Source organism: Fibrobacter sp. UWH6 (assembly GCF_900142465.1).
GTDB lineage: Bacteria > Fibrobacterota > Fibrobacteria > Fibrobacterales > Fibrobacteraceae > Fibrobacter.
In genome coordinates this window covers 1-15,129 of record NZ_FRAX01000004.1, presented here as the reverse complement: position 1 = coordinate 15,129, position 15,129 = coordinate 1, and the positions used below count along the sequence as shown (strand labels likewise).

Genomic DNA, 15,129 nt, shown 5'->3' with positions numbered 1-15,129 from the left:
CTAATAGTGGTACAAATATAGTTTTGTCAAACCACTATTACTCGTAAATTTTGACAAACATTTTTGATAAGACTACTGTACTGACTAATCCTCGAGGCAGCGAACGACATCGCATTCGATTTGACACGGTCACTACCTTGCAAAAAAGCATAGTCTGCATAACAAGTCATGAACACGTAATATGCGTATCGGCCATGATAATCTTCACTTTCATTTTGGGTAACGGACCAAAAATCAGATTCACAGCCGCCAACACTTTCAAACAAAGTTTCCCATTCCGCTAAACTGGGCAAATGCCATCCGTTGGGGCAAACACCTTGTACTGGAGCCAAAGCAAGAGCATCGTCTTTTAAACAATCACATACGACTCCATAGCCACAATTCTGCGGGTCATTCGCGTCATTAGCCAACGAGATCGAATCAATGGCAGCAATCCACGTATAGAGGCGTCCAAAAATGGAGCATTCATCGGCGTCATCATTACGGCACCAGGAACTTTCCTTGAGACTCGGGGTCTGCACAGAATCCGCATAGTTCAGATTCTCGGCCATCCAGGTTTGAGAGCCAATCACTACCGTTTTATAAATTTTTCCATCCCTTTCATCGACCAAGGTGCCATACGTAACGTCGGGATTAAAGAACGATTCCTTCTGAAAGAATCAGCCCCCGAAGACAACCCTTCAGATAGAGAACTAGATGAAATCATTTCTTCACTACTAGAAGGCGAAATATTTCCTGAAGAACTTACAGGCAACTCACTGGAGGAACTTGCAAAACCTTCATTCGGTAAGTCTGCAGAACTTTCACTGGATGAGATTTCATCAACTACACTTGAAGATGAAATTTCATTGACATCTTCATTTGTGGAAGTTCCACTATCGCCATCACCGCAGGCTTAAGCCAAGAAATCTTCTTAAAAAGATTCATAATAAGCTCCTAACTTTTAACAACCTGCAATGTAAAAAAAATCCGCCCCTGCGGTAAAGCAGAAAGCGGATTTTTCAAGCAGCGCGGTACATGCCCGCGACAAGACTTTTATTAGCCCACGAAAATACGGCCAGGCCGCATTCGACCCTAGCTACCCAACAAAGATACGGCCGTTGCGGAACAGCTGCATCCACGGACCGTCTTCGCCCCATTCAGCCGGATGCCAGGAGTACTGGCAAGTACGGAACACACGTTCCGGGTGCGGCATCATGACGAGAGCACGACCGTCTTCAGAGCAGAGGCCGTTGATAGCGAAGGGAGAACCGTTGGGGTTCAGCGGGTAGCGTTCGGTGTATTCGTGCTTGCCGTCCACGTAGCGGAGAGCCACGAGGCCAGTCTTCAGGCAGGCTTCTGCAGCGACCCGAGATGCGAATTCTGCGCGGCCTTCACCGTGAGCCACTGCGATAGGCAGCACAGAGCCTGCCATACCCTTCAGGAGCACAGCCGGAGTATCTTCCACCTTCAAGCTTGCGAAACGGGCTTCGAAACGTTCAGAGAGGTTCTGAACGAAGCGGGGCCAGTGCTTTGCGCCAGGAATCAAATCCTTCAGGTTGGAAACCATCTGACAGCCGTTGCAGACGCCCAAAGTGAAGGTATCCTTACGGTTGAAGTAGGCTTCGAATTCTGCACGAGCCTTGGGGTTGAACAAGATGCTCTTTGCCCAGCCTTCGCCAGCGCCAAGAACGTCACCGTAGCTAAAGCCACCACAAGCCACCAGACCATTGAAGTCCTTCAGGCTTACGCGACCGCTCAAGATGTCGGTCATGTGAACGTCGATGGATTCGAAACCAGCCTTGGCAAATGCGGCTGCCATTTCCAGTTCGCCGTTGACGCCCTGTTCGCGGAGGATAGCCATCTTCGGGCGGCTAGAGTAGTCCTTGATAATCTTTGCGCTTGCAGCCAAGTCGAAGGTGACCTTCGGAGTGATACCCGGATCATCCTGTTCCAACTTCAGCTGGTATTCGCTTTCTGCGCAAGCCGGATTGTCGCGGAGGGCGGCGATGCGGCGAGTGGTATCGGACCAGATAGCGCGAAGGTCAGAGAGGCCTTCAGCGTAGTCGCCAATCACGATGTTGTAAGTGTTGTTCAGCTTACCGATTTCAGAAACGGTGTCGCCAAGGCCAGCAGCAGCGAAGGCTGCCTTAACAGCGGCAACATCAGCATTTGCAACCTGAAGCACAGCGCCCAGTTCTTCGTTGAAGAGAGCGTCGATGACATTGCCCTGGAGAGCATTTACGTCCAAAGTAACACCAACGTGGCCAGCGAAAGCCATTTCGGTAACGGTAGTATAGAGACCGCCATCAGACTTATCGTGGTAAGCCATGATCTTGCCATCTGCATTGAGCTTCTGGATGGTTTCGAAGAAGGCGCGGAGTTCCTTTGCGGAATCCACATCCGGAGCCTTGTCGCCAAGCATGTTGTAAACCTGGGCTGCAATGGATGCACCCATACGGTTCTTGCCGCGAGCCAAGTCAACAAGCATCAAGGTAGTCTCCTTGTTCTGGATGAGCTGCGGGGTCATAGTCTTGCGAACGTCTGCGCAGGGAGAGAAGGCGCTGATGACCAGAGAGATGGGAGCAGTCACGCGGTGGCTACCCTTTTCGTCCTGCCATACAGTGCTCATGGACATGGAGTCCTTGCCCACCGGAATGGTGATGCCCAGTTCCGGGCAGAGTTCCATACCGATTGCCTTCACAGCTTCATACAGGTCGGCACCGTCACCTTCGTAGTTAGGAGTTGCCATCCAGTTTGCGGAAAGGTTTACGCGGCCCATATCCGGAACGTAAGCGGCAGCCATGTTGGTGAGGGATTCAGCAACAGTCATGCGGGCTGCGGCAGCCGGAGAGATGAGAGCGATAGGAGCGCGTTCGCCCATGGACATGACTTCACCTTCGTAGGTGTCCAGAGTTGCGCTTGTGACGGCGCAGTCAGCCACAGGAACCTGCCAGGGGCCAACCATCTGGTCGCGGCAGATCATACCGGTCACGGAACGGTCACCGATGGAGATCAAGAAGGTCTTGTCTGCCACAGTGGGGTTTGCGAGAACGCGGTGTGCAATATCCTTGATGGTTGCATCAGCAGGAACCACCTGAGAAGTAAGGGGACGCTTCTGGCTCTTTTCGTTACGGATCATGCGGGGCGGCTTGCCCAGCAAGACTTCCAGCGGCATATCGATGGGAGTAGAACCGAAGTGCTTATCGGTAAGAGTCAAATGCTTTTCGGGAATAGCTTCGCCAACTACAGCGTAGGGGCAGCGTTCACGCTTACAGATAGCGTCGAACACGTCAAGCTTGTTACCAGCAACAGCGATCACATAACGTTCCTGGGATTCGTTACTCCAGATTTCAAACGGGCTCATGCCCGGTTCGTCGTTAGGAACGTTACGGAGTTCAAACTTACCGCCGAGACCGCCATCGTTCACCAGTTCCGGGAAGGCGTTGGAAAGTCCACCTGCACCCACGTCGTGAATGAAGGTAATGGGGTTTTCTTCGTCCATTGCCCAGCAACGGTCGATGACTTCCTGGCAACGGCGTTCCATTTCGGGGTTTTCGCGCTGCACAGAAGCAAAGTCCAGAGATTCGTTACCAGCACCGTTGGCCACAGAACTTGCTGCACCGCCACCAAGGCCGATAAGCATTGCCGGACCGCCCAGAACTACCAGGTGGTCACCCGGATCGATGTGGCCCTTTTCGATGTGGTCGTGCTTGATGTTGCCGAGACCACCAGCCAGCATAATGGGCTTGTGGTAGCCGCGAACTTCGTTACCCTTTTCAGCAGAAACTTCCTGTTCGAAAGTACGGAAGTAACCCAGGATGTTGGGACGGCCATATTCGTTGTTGAATGCGGCACCGCCAAGAGGACCATCAATCATGATGTCCAGAGCGGAAGCGATACGGGACGGGCTGCCGAAGTCCTTTTCCCAAGGCTGAACGGCACCAGGAAGCTTCAGGTTGGAAACGCTAAAGCCAGTGAGGCCAGCCTTCGGCTTGGAACCCTTACCGGTTGCACCTTCGTCACGGATTTCACCGCCACTACCGGTTGCAGCACCGGGGAACGGAGAAATTGCTGTGGGGTGGTTATGGGTTTCCACCTTCATCAAGATGTCCACTTCTTCGTTGTGGAAGTCATACTTGTTGGTGCGGGGGTCAGCGTAGAAACGACCGGCGGTTGCACCCTTCATCACGGCAGCGTTATCCTTATAGGCGCTGAAGATGTTGGTGTTGTGCAGAGCGTAGGTGTTCTTGATCATCTGGAACAGGGACTTGTCCTGCTTGACACCGTCGATGGTCCATTCGGCACCGAACACCTTGTGGCGGCAATGTTCGGAGTTGGCCTGAGCGAACATGTACAGTTCCACGTCGGTGGGATTGCGCTTGAGAGCGGTAAAGTTGTTGACCAAGTAGTCAATTTCGTCGGCGGAAAGAGCGAGGCCCATGGCCTTGTCAGCCTTCACCAGGGCTTCGCGGCCTTCGGTGAGCACCGGAATAATGTTCAGGGGACGCGGTTCTTCCTTGCTGAAGAGAACGTCCAGGGAAGCGGTGTCTGCGAATACAGCCTGAGTCATGCGGTCGTGGATCTTGGATTCGATGACCTTGCGAGAGTCGGCGGAAGCGGCACCGTCAAACTTCACGTAGTAGGCAATGGCGCGTTCGATACGCTTGATAGCGGGCAGGCCGCAGATGTGAGCGATATCGGTAGCCTTGGAGCTCCAGGGGCTGATGGTACCCGGACGGGGGCAAACCACGAACAGTTCACCTTCCAGGGCCTTGGCTTCACGCATGGGGCCGTAGTGGAGCACCTTTTCCAGAGTTTCCTTTTCGGAAGCGGAAAGATCGGCGGACAGATCCACCACATGGAGGAATTCAGCGTAGACGCTTGTGACGTTCAGGTTTTCTTTCTTGAAGTCAGCCAGAAGCTTCTGGAGACGGAAATCCGACAGAGCCGGAGTACCACGAAGAATGAGCATTTTTACCTCTTGCCGGGGGTTAGCCGGCACCTTGTGTTATTTGTTTTTACGAGGGGAAAGATAGTAAATAGTGGTTAGTGGTTAGTGGTTAGTGGCTAGTGATTAGCAGGTGAAGAAATGCAAAAAATCCTCGCATTTCTGCGAGGATTTTTGTAATTCTTTGAGTATCAATGAGTTAGGTTTTCCGCACCAATTCTAGCTCGCCAGATTAGCGCTTCTTGCCCTTCTTACCCTTGGCAGCCTTCTTGGGAGCCGGAGCTTCTTCCACAACAGCTTCTTCGCCTTCTTCTTCATCTTCGTCAGATGCAGCAACAGCGGCATTGCCCAGAAGAGCATTCACGTTCACAGAGACGAGGCCAGAAAGGGACTTCACTTCGGTCTTCTTGTCGACTTCGACCTTGGCGAAGTTAGAAACGATGTAATAATCGGAGCTAGCTTCGAACTTACGAGTCTTGTTGGCAATGCTCATGGTACCCTTTACAGAGGGGAAGAGCTTTGCTTCGAGGCGAGCCTGATCCTGAGAAGTCTTTACGCTCTGAACAGCTTCGCAAGCCAGGGTCCAAACGCCCTTGTTGGTCTCGATGGAGTTGTTCACATACTCAATGATCTGGGAAGCGCCCTTGAAGGACTTGGTAGTGGTCTTTTCGTAGTGTTCAGTTGCCTGAGAAACGTAGCTACCCTTCTGCATCAGAAGAGTTGCCAGCAAAAGCACAACCACGACAGAAAGAGCAATGGAAATATTCTTCATGTTCATCGTTCATTACTCCTTATTCAAAGTGGTAGGGAGCCGGAGCTTCCAGCTTAAAGTTTGCACCCATGTTGTATTCGGTCAGAGCCTTGTAGTCAGCGGTCTTCAGCTTGCCCTTTGCGAAGGTGAAGCTAATGACGCAGTTCTTACCGCAAGCCACTTCCTTGACGCCGCCTTCATTCTTCAGAAGGAACTTGTCAGCAAGGCCAGCCTTTTCGTAGATGGAGTTCTGAGCCTGAGGAGGAATGCCTGCAGCGTTGTACATATAGGAAAGTTGCTTGAAACGGGCATCCTTGTCTTCTTCGATAGCCTTTGCGGTGGCATCAAAGGTAGCTTCGGTCTTGTCGCCGGTCAAAGTGGCAAAAACGAGCTTCCAGGCCATGCCGTACTGGTCAACAGCCTTCCACTGTTCCTGAACAACACCGTTAGACTGTTCCAGGTAGGCACCCACCTGTTCGCCAACGGACTTCTGAGCCTGGTCATTATAAGTACCCTTGAGGATCATCATCAAGGCAAACAAGCCGATAATCAATGCGATATCTACAATAAGTAGAATCTTGAACTTTTTGTTATTCATAGATTTCCTTTTTACAAGTTTATGCAGGGGTGAATTTAACTTCTTATTTCCAAAATAACAAACTAAGCTTTGTAAAATTACCACAAAAGGGGCTTTTTTCAGTTATAAATGGAGAATTAATCTATATTGGAGGCCATGAGTGATTTGCTTCCATCCCAGATTATATTCAACAACCTCAAGGAAATGCTGAAGGCCAAGAACACGGCCCACGAGTCCATGTTCAAGTTCCACTGGAAAAAGATGTGGCCCTTCAACCTGATCTGGCCCCAGGTGGATTTCGAGCGAATCGTACGACTGATGAGCGAACTGCGCAAGAACGTCATCAATCAGAAGAACCTCGTGGGTCAAGCAAAAGGCAAGGCCAAACCTTTTGAAAAGACCTTCCTGAACGCGGTGCCCGCCTATCTCGACGCACTGGACGAATCCTGCAAGTTCCTTGGCGAAGCCGCCCAATGGAAACAGGACATGCTCATGAAAAAAATTCGCAAGGACATCAAGTTCAAGCGCGACGTAACCGAATGGAGCCGCATCCTGAAGGAATACGAAGACGCCCAGGGGAACTTGGTACGAGCAGGCGCCCTTGTGCAAATGGGCTGGGGCGAAGTGGTCCAAAACCTAAACCAGGCGTAAAAAAGCCCACCCTATGGCAACCGTAAGCGTCATTATTCCGGTATACAATACCGCCGAATATCTGGAAGCATGCCTTATCAGCGTACAGCACCAGACCTTTGCCGACTTCGAAGCCATTGTCGTTAACGACGGTTCCACAGACAACTCTGCAGAAATTGTCGAAGAATTCATCAAACGTGATGAACGTTTCACGCTTCTGTCCCAAGAGAACGCAGGACTTTCCGAAGCCCGCAATGCAGGCCTCCAGAAGGTCTCCGCCCCCTGGATTACATTCGTCGACAGCGACGACATGATCGCCCCCACATTTCTAGAAACCCTGCTCAAGGCTTCACAAGATTCCGATGCAGAGATTATCTGCTGCGGGTCCAACAGCTTTACCGAATTGCCCGCCAAGATTCCAGGAAACCGAAGCAAGTCCATCCAGAAAATCTGGTCCCCCGAAGACGCCCTTATCCAGGCGCTGTACCAAGACAGGATTCCCGACCATTCCGCATGGAACAAACTTTACTCATCAAGGCTCTGGAAAGACGTCCGCTTCCCGAGGGGCAAGTACTTCGAGGACCTTTGTACCATCCCGCAGATTTTCTTGAGCGCAAAGGAAATCCGTTCCGTAAGTTTGCCTCTATATCTGTACCGCAAACGCGAAACCAGCATCCTGAATTCCGCCTACAATTTAAAGAAAGCGGAACTGCTAGACATCGCCGAAAACCTTTGTACGACTATCACGGAAAAAATAAGGAACCCGAAGTTACTTCGTGCCGCAAAGAACATGCTCATCAGCACCAGCTACAGCATTCTGAAGCGCACCCCCGATACCGACGAATTCCAGGATTACCGCAATCGCGCCTGGAATCACATCAAGGAACTTCGATTGCAGAACCTGTTGGATTTCAAGGTTAGACTTCGCAACAAGGTGGCCAACGTAATCTCTTTCGGAGGCCGCGACGTCTTGCAAAAAATGCTTAGGAGGGATGAAAAATGATTCCTAGGAAAATTCATTACTGTTGGTTTTCCGGGGAGCCGTTCCCTGCTGATGTAACCCAATTTTTGGACGGATGGAAACAAGTTCTACCCGATTACGAACTGATCCTTTGGGACCGTTCCAAAGCCGAAGCCACAGGCATTCCCTGGGTAATGCAGGCCCTCGCCCAAAAAAAATGGGCCTTCGCCGCAGATGCAGTCCGTCTGTACGCCCTAGAAACAGAAGGCGGCATCTATCTCGACACCGACGTTGAAGTCGTGAAAAGTTTCGATCCGTTAATGGGCCGCGAATATTTCTTCGGATTCGAAAACGGATCCCGCCGCATAGAAGGCGCGATTCTCGCCGCAAACAAAAATCACCCCGCCATTACAAAAGCCCTGGACTTCTACAGACAAGAATCATTCAACTACACAGAATCCCAGGTGAATGAGCTGGTCTTGCCCAACATCCTTGCCAACGCCTTTAACAGTCTGCGTGACCCTTTGGAAATTTTCCCAGAAGATTTCTTTTCACCCAAAAGCTTTATAGACGGCAAGATTCGCGCCACTGCAGAAACCTACTGCATCCACCACTTTCAAAGTAACTGGAGACCGGAATCCGTCCGCAAGGGAATTGAACGTCGTCAAAAGCTTTACAAGATTTTCCCGACACCGGTCGCCAAGATTCTCTCCATTCCCCTTGCCCTTTGGACAAACCTAAAGTCACTGGGAATTGCAGGAACCATCAAGAAAATTTTCAGACGATAACGGCGTTTTGAATCAGACGTTAAAACGGCGGTCCAGAATAAACTTGGGCACAAACAGCTTCGGGAACCTTTTGAAAAAGTCCCAGGAGAACGAGGCTAGCTGAGGAATCCTGCGAACGGCCTCGGCCTTGTTGGTATAAGCAAGCATGGAGAACCAATGGGACTTCCAGATTTTCACAGCTTTCGGGTAAAGGGGATGATCGGAGTAACGAGCCAGCGCCTTTAAGAACGTGCCATACATCAAGGTACTGTTGCTGGACATGTTGTTTCCGTGAACGCGATAGTAGCAGCACAAGGTAGGCAACACAGGTAACGTTCCAAACCTATGGAAGAACTTCAGCCACTGGGGAAAATCCTCGAAAGGGAATTCCTTATCATAGCCGCCCATATCACGGAATACATCCAGGCGAATCATTTCGGAACAACCGTGAACTTCTTTCTTCCCCATGAAAAATTCCTCGAATGTCACTTGAGGAACAGAACGGGTATAGCGCGGGTCCGGGGTTTCGCCATGATTCCCTTCCCCATCCATCACCACAATCTGTCCGAAGCATACGGGAACTTCAGGATGACTTTCCAGGTACTGACTTTGTTCAGCCAATCGGCCTGCAGGCATCATATCATCTGACGCCATGGAGCAAAAATACTTGCCCTTCGCCATAGAAAGCAATTCATTCATGGTCGCCACCACCCCTTTGTTCGGACGATGGACGTATTTGAAGTGGAACTCGTTTGCCAAGCGTTCAAGAATCTCGGGCGACCTATCGGGACTGCCATCATCAATAACGATCAATTCAAAGGACACGCCCTCTTGAGCCATTACAGAACGGACAGCCGCCTCTACAAAACGTTCATGCTTGTAGCAGGCCATCAGCACAGAAACGATTACTGCTGATTCCATTTCAGCCTCCGGACAACAACGAACATAACTGCAAAGTATAGGAAGTTTTCTACGGCGTAAGCCATCATGGGCCCCTGAAATTCCACCAGTTTCATTAGGATCAGGGAACCTGCGGCCAGAAAAATTTCCGAACCAATTTCAATGGAAAGGAACTTCTTTGTTTCGCGGCGAGCGATCAGGACCAGTGCCAAGGAAAATCCACCAGCCCTAAAGAAATCTCCCAACAGTTGATAAAACAGATAATCGGCGGCACCCATATAGGCTCTTGAAAAAAGGATTTGCACTAGGAGACCGCGGCACAAAAATAAAGCCGTCACCATCACCAGAGAAATTCCCATCACACGCAAGAGCAAGGGATTAAACAACTTGAAAAATTCCTGCCTAGTCTGCTGGGCCGAAACCTTCGGCAGGATAATCACGGTAAGAATAGCCGACATCATCATGAAGAGGAAGTCCGAAACCTTCAACACACTCTGCCAGATGCCGGCGGCATCCTGCCCAAAGTTCGAAGCCACTGCGGTTCGGATTACCGTAAGCACAACGGGAGTCATGACCATGGGAACCAAGCCCATCAAGGCATAAGAGACCCAAGGTTCACGAATATCGGCTGCCGTAGACCAGACTTTCTTGACACTAAAACCAGCCTGGCTTGCAATGCGGATGGCAAAAAAGGCGGCCACGATGGACTGGGTCGCAATAATAGAAAGGACAGACAGTTGGCCCGTATAAAGGAAAAATGCAACCCATAAAACTTGCCACAAGGAAGCCACAATATTGATAAGCGCCCACTTGCGATTTTCACCCATACCGTTCATGACGGCAGCACAGATGGCAACAATATTGGTAGCGAATACACCTGGCAAAGCAAACAGGATTGCTGCCTGCACCAGTCGAGTATTCATCCCAGGAAACAGAGTTTCCAATGGAGCCATGAAACAGAACAGAACTGCAGCCACAAAAGTGAACAGGCTCGCAAAAGTTGTCAGACGAAGACCGCCTCGCCACACTCCAAGAAGTTGCTTTTCGTTCTTGAAATTCTGAGCGGTCAGGCTAGTCCAGCCATTCTGAAGAGCAAGACTGGAAGTGGCCTGCCCGATAGTCAACAGGTTCATGAACTGCCCGACACAGGCAAAGGCTGCAGGCGGCAAGAAAACAGCCAAAAGCTTGTTGATGGCAAAAGCCCTCAAGGCGTTAAAAGCCGTTACCGCACCCGAACCCAGGAAACTTTTCACAAACATAGACTAATCCTTAAAGTTGTTAACGCCTTCAATTACTGCTGCAATTTCATCTTCAGTCATGAAGGGGTGTAAAGGCAGGCTCAACTCCTCATTGGCCAGACGTTCTGCAACTGGGTAAGCCCCGGTGGAAAAATCATCGGCAAAAGCCTTCTGCAAATGGGGCGGCGTCGGATAATGAATAAGCGTTTCTACACCACGATTTGCCAAATGTTTTTGAAGGGCGTCGCGACAACTTTCGCCATTAGGCAGTTCGCAGTGTACCGCAAAAATATGCCACACACAATCCGCCACAGTACCGGCGGGCACAGAAACAGCAGCCTTTGGCAACCTCACCAGCGGATTTCTGATTTCGGCCAGGTAGCGGTTAGCGATTTCATTACGGCGGCGGTTTTCTTCGTCCAGTCGAGGAAGCTTCACGGACAGGACTGCAGCCTGAATTTCATCTAGGCGGGAATTTTCACCGGCAAACTCGTGAACATACTTCTTTTCGGAACCATAATTTGCAAGTTTGCGGACAACGGCAGCCAATTCGCCATCGCTGGTAACCACAGCGCCGGCATCCCCAAGGGCCCCCAGGTTCTTTCCCGGGTAGAAACTGAAACCGGCTGCGTCTCCGAGATTCCCGGCGCGAACAACGCCATTTTCAGTAGCAAATGACGCGCCATGAGCCTGGGCCGCATCTTCCAGCAAAAGAAGATCGCGAGTCTCTGCAAACTGTTTCAGTTCCATCATGGGGCAAAGACGACCGTACAGGTGAACCGCCAGAATTGCCCGAACCTTAAGACCGTCCTGCTGGGCACCTGCAAACGCACGATCCACAGAAACGGCACTCAAAACCGCAGTTTCTGCATCCGGTTCCGCAGGAACCGGCACAAGATTAGCAGCCTTTACCGCAAGCCATGAGGCAATAAAAGTATTGGAAGGAACAATGACCCCGTCGCCAGGCTGCAAACGGCCCAAGGAGACATAACCCTTCAAAATCAAGGCCAAGGCCTCAAGACCATTCCCTACCCCGACGCAATGGCGAGATCCACAGTATTTGGCAAACGTCTCTTCAAAACCGCCGCATTCCTTGCCACGGATATACCAACCAGAATCCATCACACGATTGACAGCCTCCTTTATTTCGGAGCCGTAGGAATCGCTTACTCGCTTCAAAGGGTAATAGGGAACTTGAATCATGAACCTCAAAGTAGAAAATATCCCTATTTGAAAAACAGTCTAAAGCATTAAAACCGATAAAACCACCATTTTAATGGACAATCTAAAGTTTTCATCCATCGTTAAATACTAATTTGTGAATATGTTCGAGATTTTGCCCTACAACAAGGAATTGGACCAACGACTGGACCGGTTTGTGAACCGGGAGTCCGTCAACGGCACCTTTCTACAGACCCGGCAATTTTTGAACTACCATCCGGAAGATCGATTCAAGGATGCAAGCTTCGCCATCCACAAAAGCGGAATCATAACAGCCTATTTCCCCGGCACGGTTACAGCAGACGGAGAATTCATATCCCACCAAGGTTCCACCTTCGGCGGCCCCGTCATTTCAAAGGATTTTTACACCGCCAGCCGCCTGCAGGAAATCCTGAAATTCGCCGACGAATATTTCGCAAAGAATTTTAGAAGAGTCCGTCTGAAACTAACCCCGGCCGTATTTAGTCAGGAATCCCCTGCCCTTGTGGAATACCTGTTAGAGCACCTGGGCTACGAAAGACATACTGAACTAAGCGCCGTAACAACCATCGTTTCTGCGCCGGATGGAACATTCGCCGATCCTTTTGATCTCTGCGAAGGGGCTAAGCGCAGACAGGTTAAAGCATACGAAAAATACAAGGCCGAACACAAAGACATCATTTACCGCCCCATCGAGGCTGAAGAACTCGGACCGTTCTACGAATTTCTGAAAATTTCAAAAGCCAAGTACAACGTCAAGCCAGTCCATTCCATCGAGGAAATCAAGGATCTCGCTTCCGCCCGCATTGCAGATAACATTTGGCTTCGAGGCATTTTCGGCAAAGATGAAACCGGCAGGGAAAACCTCATCGCAGGAGCCATGTTCTTCGTCTTCCCTGAAACCAAGGCCGTACACTACCAGTACATCGCCCCAGACCCAAGCTTTGACGCATTCAACCCAACCGTGGCAGTCCTCACGTCCATCATGCGCGAAGCGGCAACCAAGGGTTTCAAGAACGTGTCCTGGGGAATCTCCACCGAAGATGGCGGCAAATACCTGAACGAAACCCTGTTCAAGTTCAAGGAAGGCCTAGGCGGCAAAGCCTCCCTCAACACCTACTACACAAAAAATTTTTAACGACGCAGGGGCCGTAGCCCCCATGCATCATCTAACTTCTTTGAGGAAGTCTTCATATTCATATATGTAGTCGGCTTCTTCGTAATGTTCCGAAGCAAGAACCATGCATACTGCGCCAGAAGAGAAATTCTCGATTTCACGCCAAGTCATGGTGGGGATATACAACCCCTTGTAGGAACGGTTCAACTGGAACTTCTGACGTGTCTTACCATCGTCCAGAACCACGTCAAAACTGCCACTGGCCGCAAAAATCAGCTGACGAAGCTTGCGATGGGCGTGCCCCCCGCGGGTAGATCCACCGGGAACATCATACAGATAATAAACACGCTTGATATCGAAAGGGACCAGTTGTCCCCCTTCCACAACACTCAAATTACCACGTTCATCGTGTACAATAGGAATATCAATAATCTGCGGTTCGTTCCAATTCATGAGATAAATATAGACAAAATGGAGTGAGGAACGCTGCGCTTCAGGTGTGAGGTCGCACGCAAGCGTGCTAGAGGTTTTATAGGGGGTTAATGGTGCATTTTTCTGACATCTAGCGTCGCTAGACGCGACCAGACCCCCTCTAGGAGCTCCGCTCCGACCTCACCACCTCGTTCCTCCGGTGGAAGTTTCCCCGCTGGTAGCCGGATTTCCTTGCGTGAACTCCTATGACACTTGAAAACCCCTATTGGATTTTCTATATATAGCTCCAACATCTAGCGTATGTCGTGTTAAGCTCTACCAGCATACGTCATTAACCAAAGAGCTTCCTTTTACGAGGTTAATATGTCCTCTTTCCGTGGACCTAAGGGCAAGGTTGCCCGTTCCCTGGACCTTGCTGTTTCTCAGAAGACTCAGAAGGCTCTCGACCGCCGTCACTTCGCACCTGGCCAGCATGGTCAGAACCGCAAGAAGTCCTCTTCTGTTTACAAGCAGCAGCTCGTCGAAAAGCAGCGTCTCCGTTTCACCTACAACATTTCCGAAGCACAGCTCGCTAAGGCTTACGCCGAAGCAAACCGTCGCGCAGGTTCTGCTGGCGACAACCTGATGATCTTGCTCGAAACCCGTCTGGACGCAGCAGTGCTCCGCATGGGCTTCGCTCGCACCATCTTCGCTGCTCGTCAGTATGTTGCTCACGGTCACTTCACCGTGAACGGCGTCCGCAGCTTCTCTCCCTCTCGTCAGCTCAAGGCCGGCGACGTGATTGCAGTTCGCGAACAGTCTAAGGAACATGCACAGATCAAGGAAGCACTCGCCGCTGGCGCAGCTGTTCCCGAATATCTGACTGTCGATGCTAACAAGATGTCCGGCTCTCTCGTGAAGCTCCCGCTCCGCGACCAGATCCCCGTTCAGCTTGAAGAACAGCTCGTTGTGGAATACTACTCTCGCTAGTAATAAACACCTTATTTTAAGCCTACTCCGCAAGGGGTAGGCTTTTTTTAGTCTTTAAAATAAACCAGCGGACACTCCCAGCGGACACTCCCAGCAGACACTCCAGCAAACACTCCCAGCAAACACTCCAGCTGGGATTCCAGCGGACACTCCCAGCAAACACTCCCCCGATGATTCCAGCAGGGACTCCAGCAGAGATTCCAGCGGACACTCCAGCTGGGATTCCAAGCAAAGACTCCAGCAGACATTCCAGCGGACACTCCCAGCAAACACTCCCCCGATGATTCCAGCAGGGACTCCAGCAGAGATTCCAGCGGACACTCCAGCAGACATTCAGCAGAGATTCCCCAGCAGACACTCCAGCAGGGATTCCAAGCAAAGACTCCAGCGAACATTCCCCCGATGATTCCAGCGAACATTCAGCAGGGACTCCCCAGCAGAGATTCCAGCGAACACTCCAGCTGGGATTCCAAGCAAATACTCCAGCGGACACTCCCCCGATGATTCCAGCGGACACTCCCAGCAGGGATTCCAAGCAAAGACTCCAGCGGACACTCCCCCGATGATTCCAGCGAACATTCAGCAGGGACTCCCCAGCAGAGATTCCAGCGAACACTCCAGCTGGGATTCCAAGCAAATACTCCAGCGGACACTCCC

The 15,129-nt window shown here is 50.9% G+C and carries 16 protein-coding genes; 6 read left to right on the top strand and 10 right to left on the bottom strand.

Features of this window, described 5'->3' with window-relative positions:
* Positions 1-26: 26 nt before the first annotated feature.
* Positions 27-572 (bottom strand): FISUMP domain-containing protein, encoded by a 546-nt coding sequence (locus tag BUB73_RS04790; RefSeq protein WP_249269277.1) that lies wholly within the window; start codon positions 570-572, stop codon positions 27-29.
* On the opposite strand from BUB73_RS04790, the gene BUB73_RS17185 reads away from it, so the two are divergent.
* Positions 558-899, top strand: coding sequence for a hypothetical protein (locus BUB73_RS17185; RefSeq protein WP_170932246.1), 342 nt, complete (start codon positions 558-560; stop codon positions 897-899). The two genes, BUB73_RS04790 and BUB73_RS17185, sit on opposite strands and share 15 nt — an antisense overlap.
* A 179-nt stretch (positions 900-1,078) precedes the next feature.
* Here the strand turns inward: BUB73_RS17185 and purL are convergent, their stop codons facing one another.
* The 3 genes from purL to BUB73_RS04775 form a co-directional block, all read right to left on the bottom strand.
* Positions 1,079-4,954, bottom strand: coding sequence for a phosphoribosylformylglycinamidine synthase (gene purL, locus BUB73_RS04785; protein ID WP_073284006.1), 3,876 nt, complete (start codon positions 4,952-4,954; stop codon positions 1,079-1,081).
* Between the two features lie 208 nt (positions 4,955-5,162).
* Entirely contained in the window at positions 5,163-5,708 is a 546-nt protein-coding gene (locus BUB73_RS04780; protein WP_073160557.1) for a hypothetical protein, read from the bottom strand.
* Positions 5,709-5,721: 13 nt separating this feature from the next.
* Entirely contained in the window at positions 5,722-6,279 is a 558-nt protein-coding gene (locus BUB73_RS04775; protein WP_073160556.1) for a hypothetical protein, read from the bottom strand.
* A 135-nt stretch (positions 6,280-6,414) separates the two neighbouring features.
* On the opposite strand from BUB73_RS04775, the gene BUB73_RS04770 reads away from it, so the two are divergent.
* Genes BUB73_RS04770 through BUB73_RS04760 form a run of 3 tightly spaced genes read left to right on the top strand, consistent with a single transcriptional unit; the run spans position 6,415 to position 8,637 of the window.
* Positions 6,415-6,909: a hypothetical protein gene (locus tag BUB73_RS04770; protein WP_073160554.1), complete on the top strand. Its 495-nt coding sequence runs from the start codon at positions 6,415-6,417 to the stop codon at positions 6,907-6,909.
* Positions 6,910-6,922: 13 nt separating this feature from the next.
* Positions 6,923-7,891, top strand: a complete 969-nt coding sequence (locus tag BUB73_RS04765) for a glycosyltransferase family 2 protein (RefSeq protein ID WP_073284003.1) — start codon at positions 6,923-6,925, stop codon at positions 7,889-7,891.
* Positions 7,888-8,637 (top strand): glycosyltransferase family 32 protein, encoded by a 750-nt coding sequence (locus tag BUB73_RS04760; protein WP_073235135.1) that lies wholly within the window; start codon positions 7,888-7,890, stop codon positions 8,635-8,637. Before BUB73_RS04765 ends, BUB73_RS04760 begins: the two co-directional genes overlap by 4 nt.
* 12 nt (positions 8,638-8,649) lie before the next feature.
* Here BUB73_RS04760 and BUB73_RS04755 read toward each other — a convergent pair whose 3' ends face one another.
* From BUB73_RS04755 to BUB73_RS04745, 3 genes are read right to left on the bottom strand one after another with little or no spacing between them, the layout of a single operon-like run.
* Complete coding sequence (locus tag BUB73_RS04755) at positions 8,650-9,537, bottom strand: glycosyltransferase family 2 protein (protein WP_073160548.1); 888 nt, start codon at positions 9,535-9,537, stop codon at positions 8,650-8,652.
* Positions 9,522-10,775 (bottom strand): O-antigen translocase, encoded by a 1,254-nt coding sequence (locus BUB73_RS04750; protein ID WP_073284000.1) that lies wholly within the window; start codon positions 10,773-10,775, stop codon positions 9,522-9,524. The genes BUB73_RS04755 and BUB73_RS04750 overlap by 16 nt, the downstream gene beginning before the upstream one ends.
* 3 nt (positions 10,776-10,778) lie before the next feature.
* Positions 10,779-11,957, bottom strand: a complete 1,179-nt coding sequence (locus tag BUB73_RS04745) for a DegT/DnrJ/EryC1/StrS family aminotransferase (RefSeq protein WP_073283997.1) — start codon at positions 11,955-11,957, stop codon at positions 10,779-10,781.
* A 121-nt stretch (positions 11,958-12,078) separates the two neighbouring features.
* On the opposite strand from BUB73_RS04745, the gene BUB73_RS04740 reads away from it, so the two are divergent.
* Complete coding sequence (locus BUB73_RS04740) at positions 12,079-13,092, top strand: GNAT family protein (protein ID WP_073283994.1); 1,014 nt, start codon at positions 12,079-12,081, stop codon at positions 13,090-13,092.
* A gap of 27 nt (positions 13,093-13,119) precedes the next feature.
* Here the strand turns inward: BUB73_RS04740 and BUB73_RS04735 are convergent, their stop codons facing one another.
* On the bottom strand, positions 13,120-13,524 hold the full coding sequence (locus tag BUB73_RS04735) for a sugar 3,4-ketoisomerase (RefSeq protein WP_073160540.1): 405 nt from the start codon (positions 13,522-13,524) through the stop codon (positions 13,120-13,122).
* Positions 13,525-13,866: 342 nt separating this feature from the next.
* Between BUB73_RS04735 and rpsD the strand changes: the two genes are divergently transcribed.
* Entirely contained in the window at positions 13,867-14,472 is a 606-nt protein-coding gene (gene rpsD, locus BUB73_RS04730; RefSeq protein ID WP_073160538.1) for a 30S ribosomal protein S4, read from the top strand.
* A 47-nt stretch (positions 14,473-14,519) separates the two neighbouring features.
* Here rpsD and BUB73_RS16825 read toward each other — a convergent pair whose 3' ends face one another.
* Both BUB73_RS16825 and BUB73_RS17180 read right to left on the bottom strand, forming a co-directional pair.
* Positions 14,520-14,891, bottom strand: coding sequence for a hypothetical protein (locus tag BUB73_RS16825; RefSeq protein ID WP_139259117.1), 372 nt, complete (start codon positions 14,889-14,891; stop codon positions 14,520-14,522).
* Positions 14,892-15,129: hypothetical protein (locus BUB73_RS17180; protein WP_175552188.1), on the bottom strand; the 238-nt coding region annotated here is incomplete at its 5' end.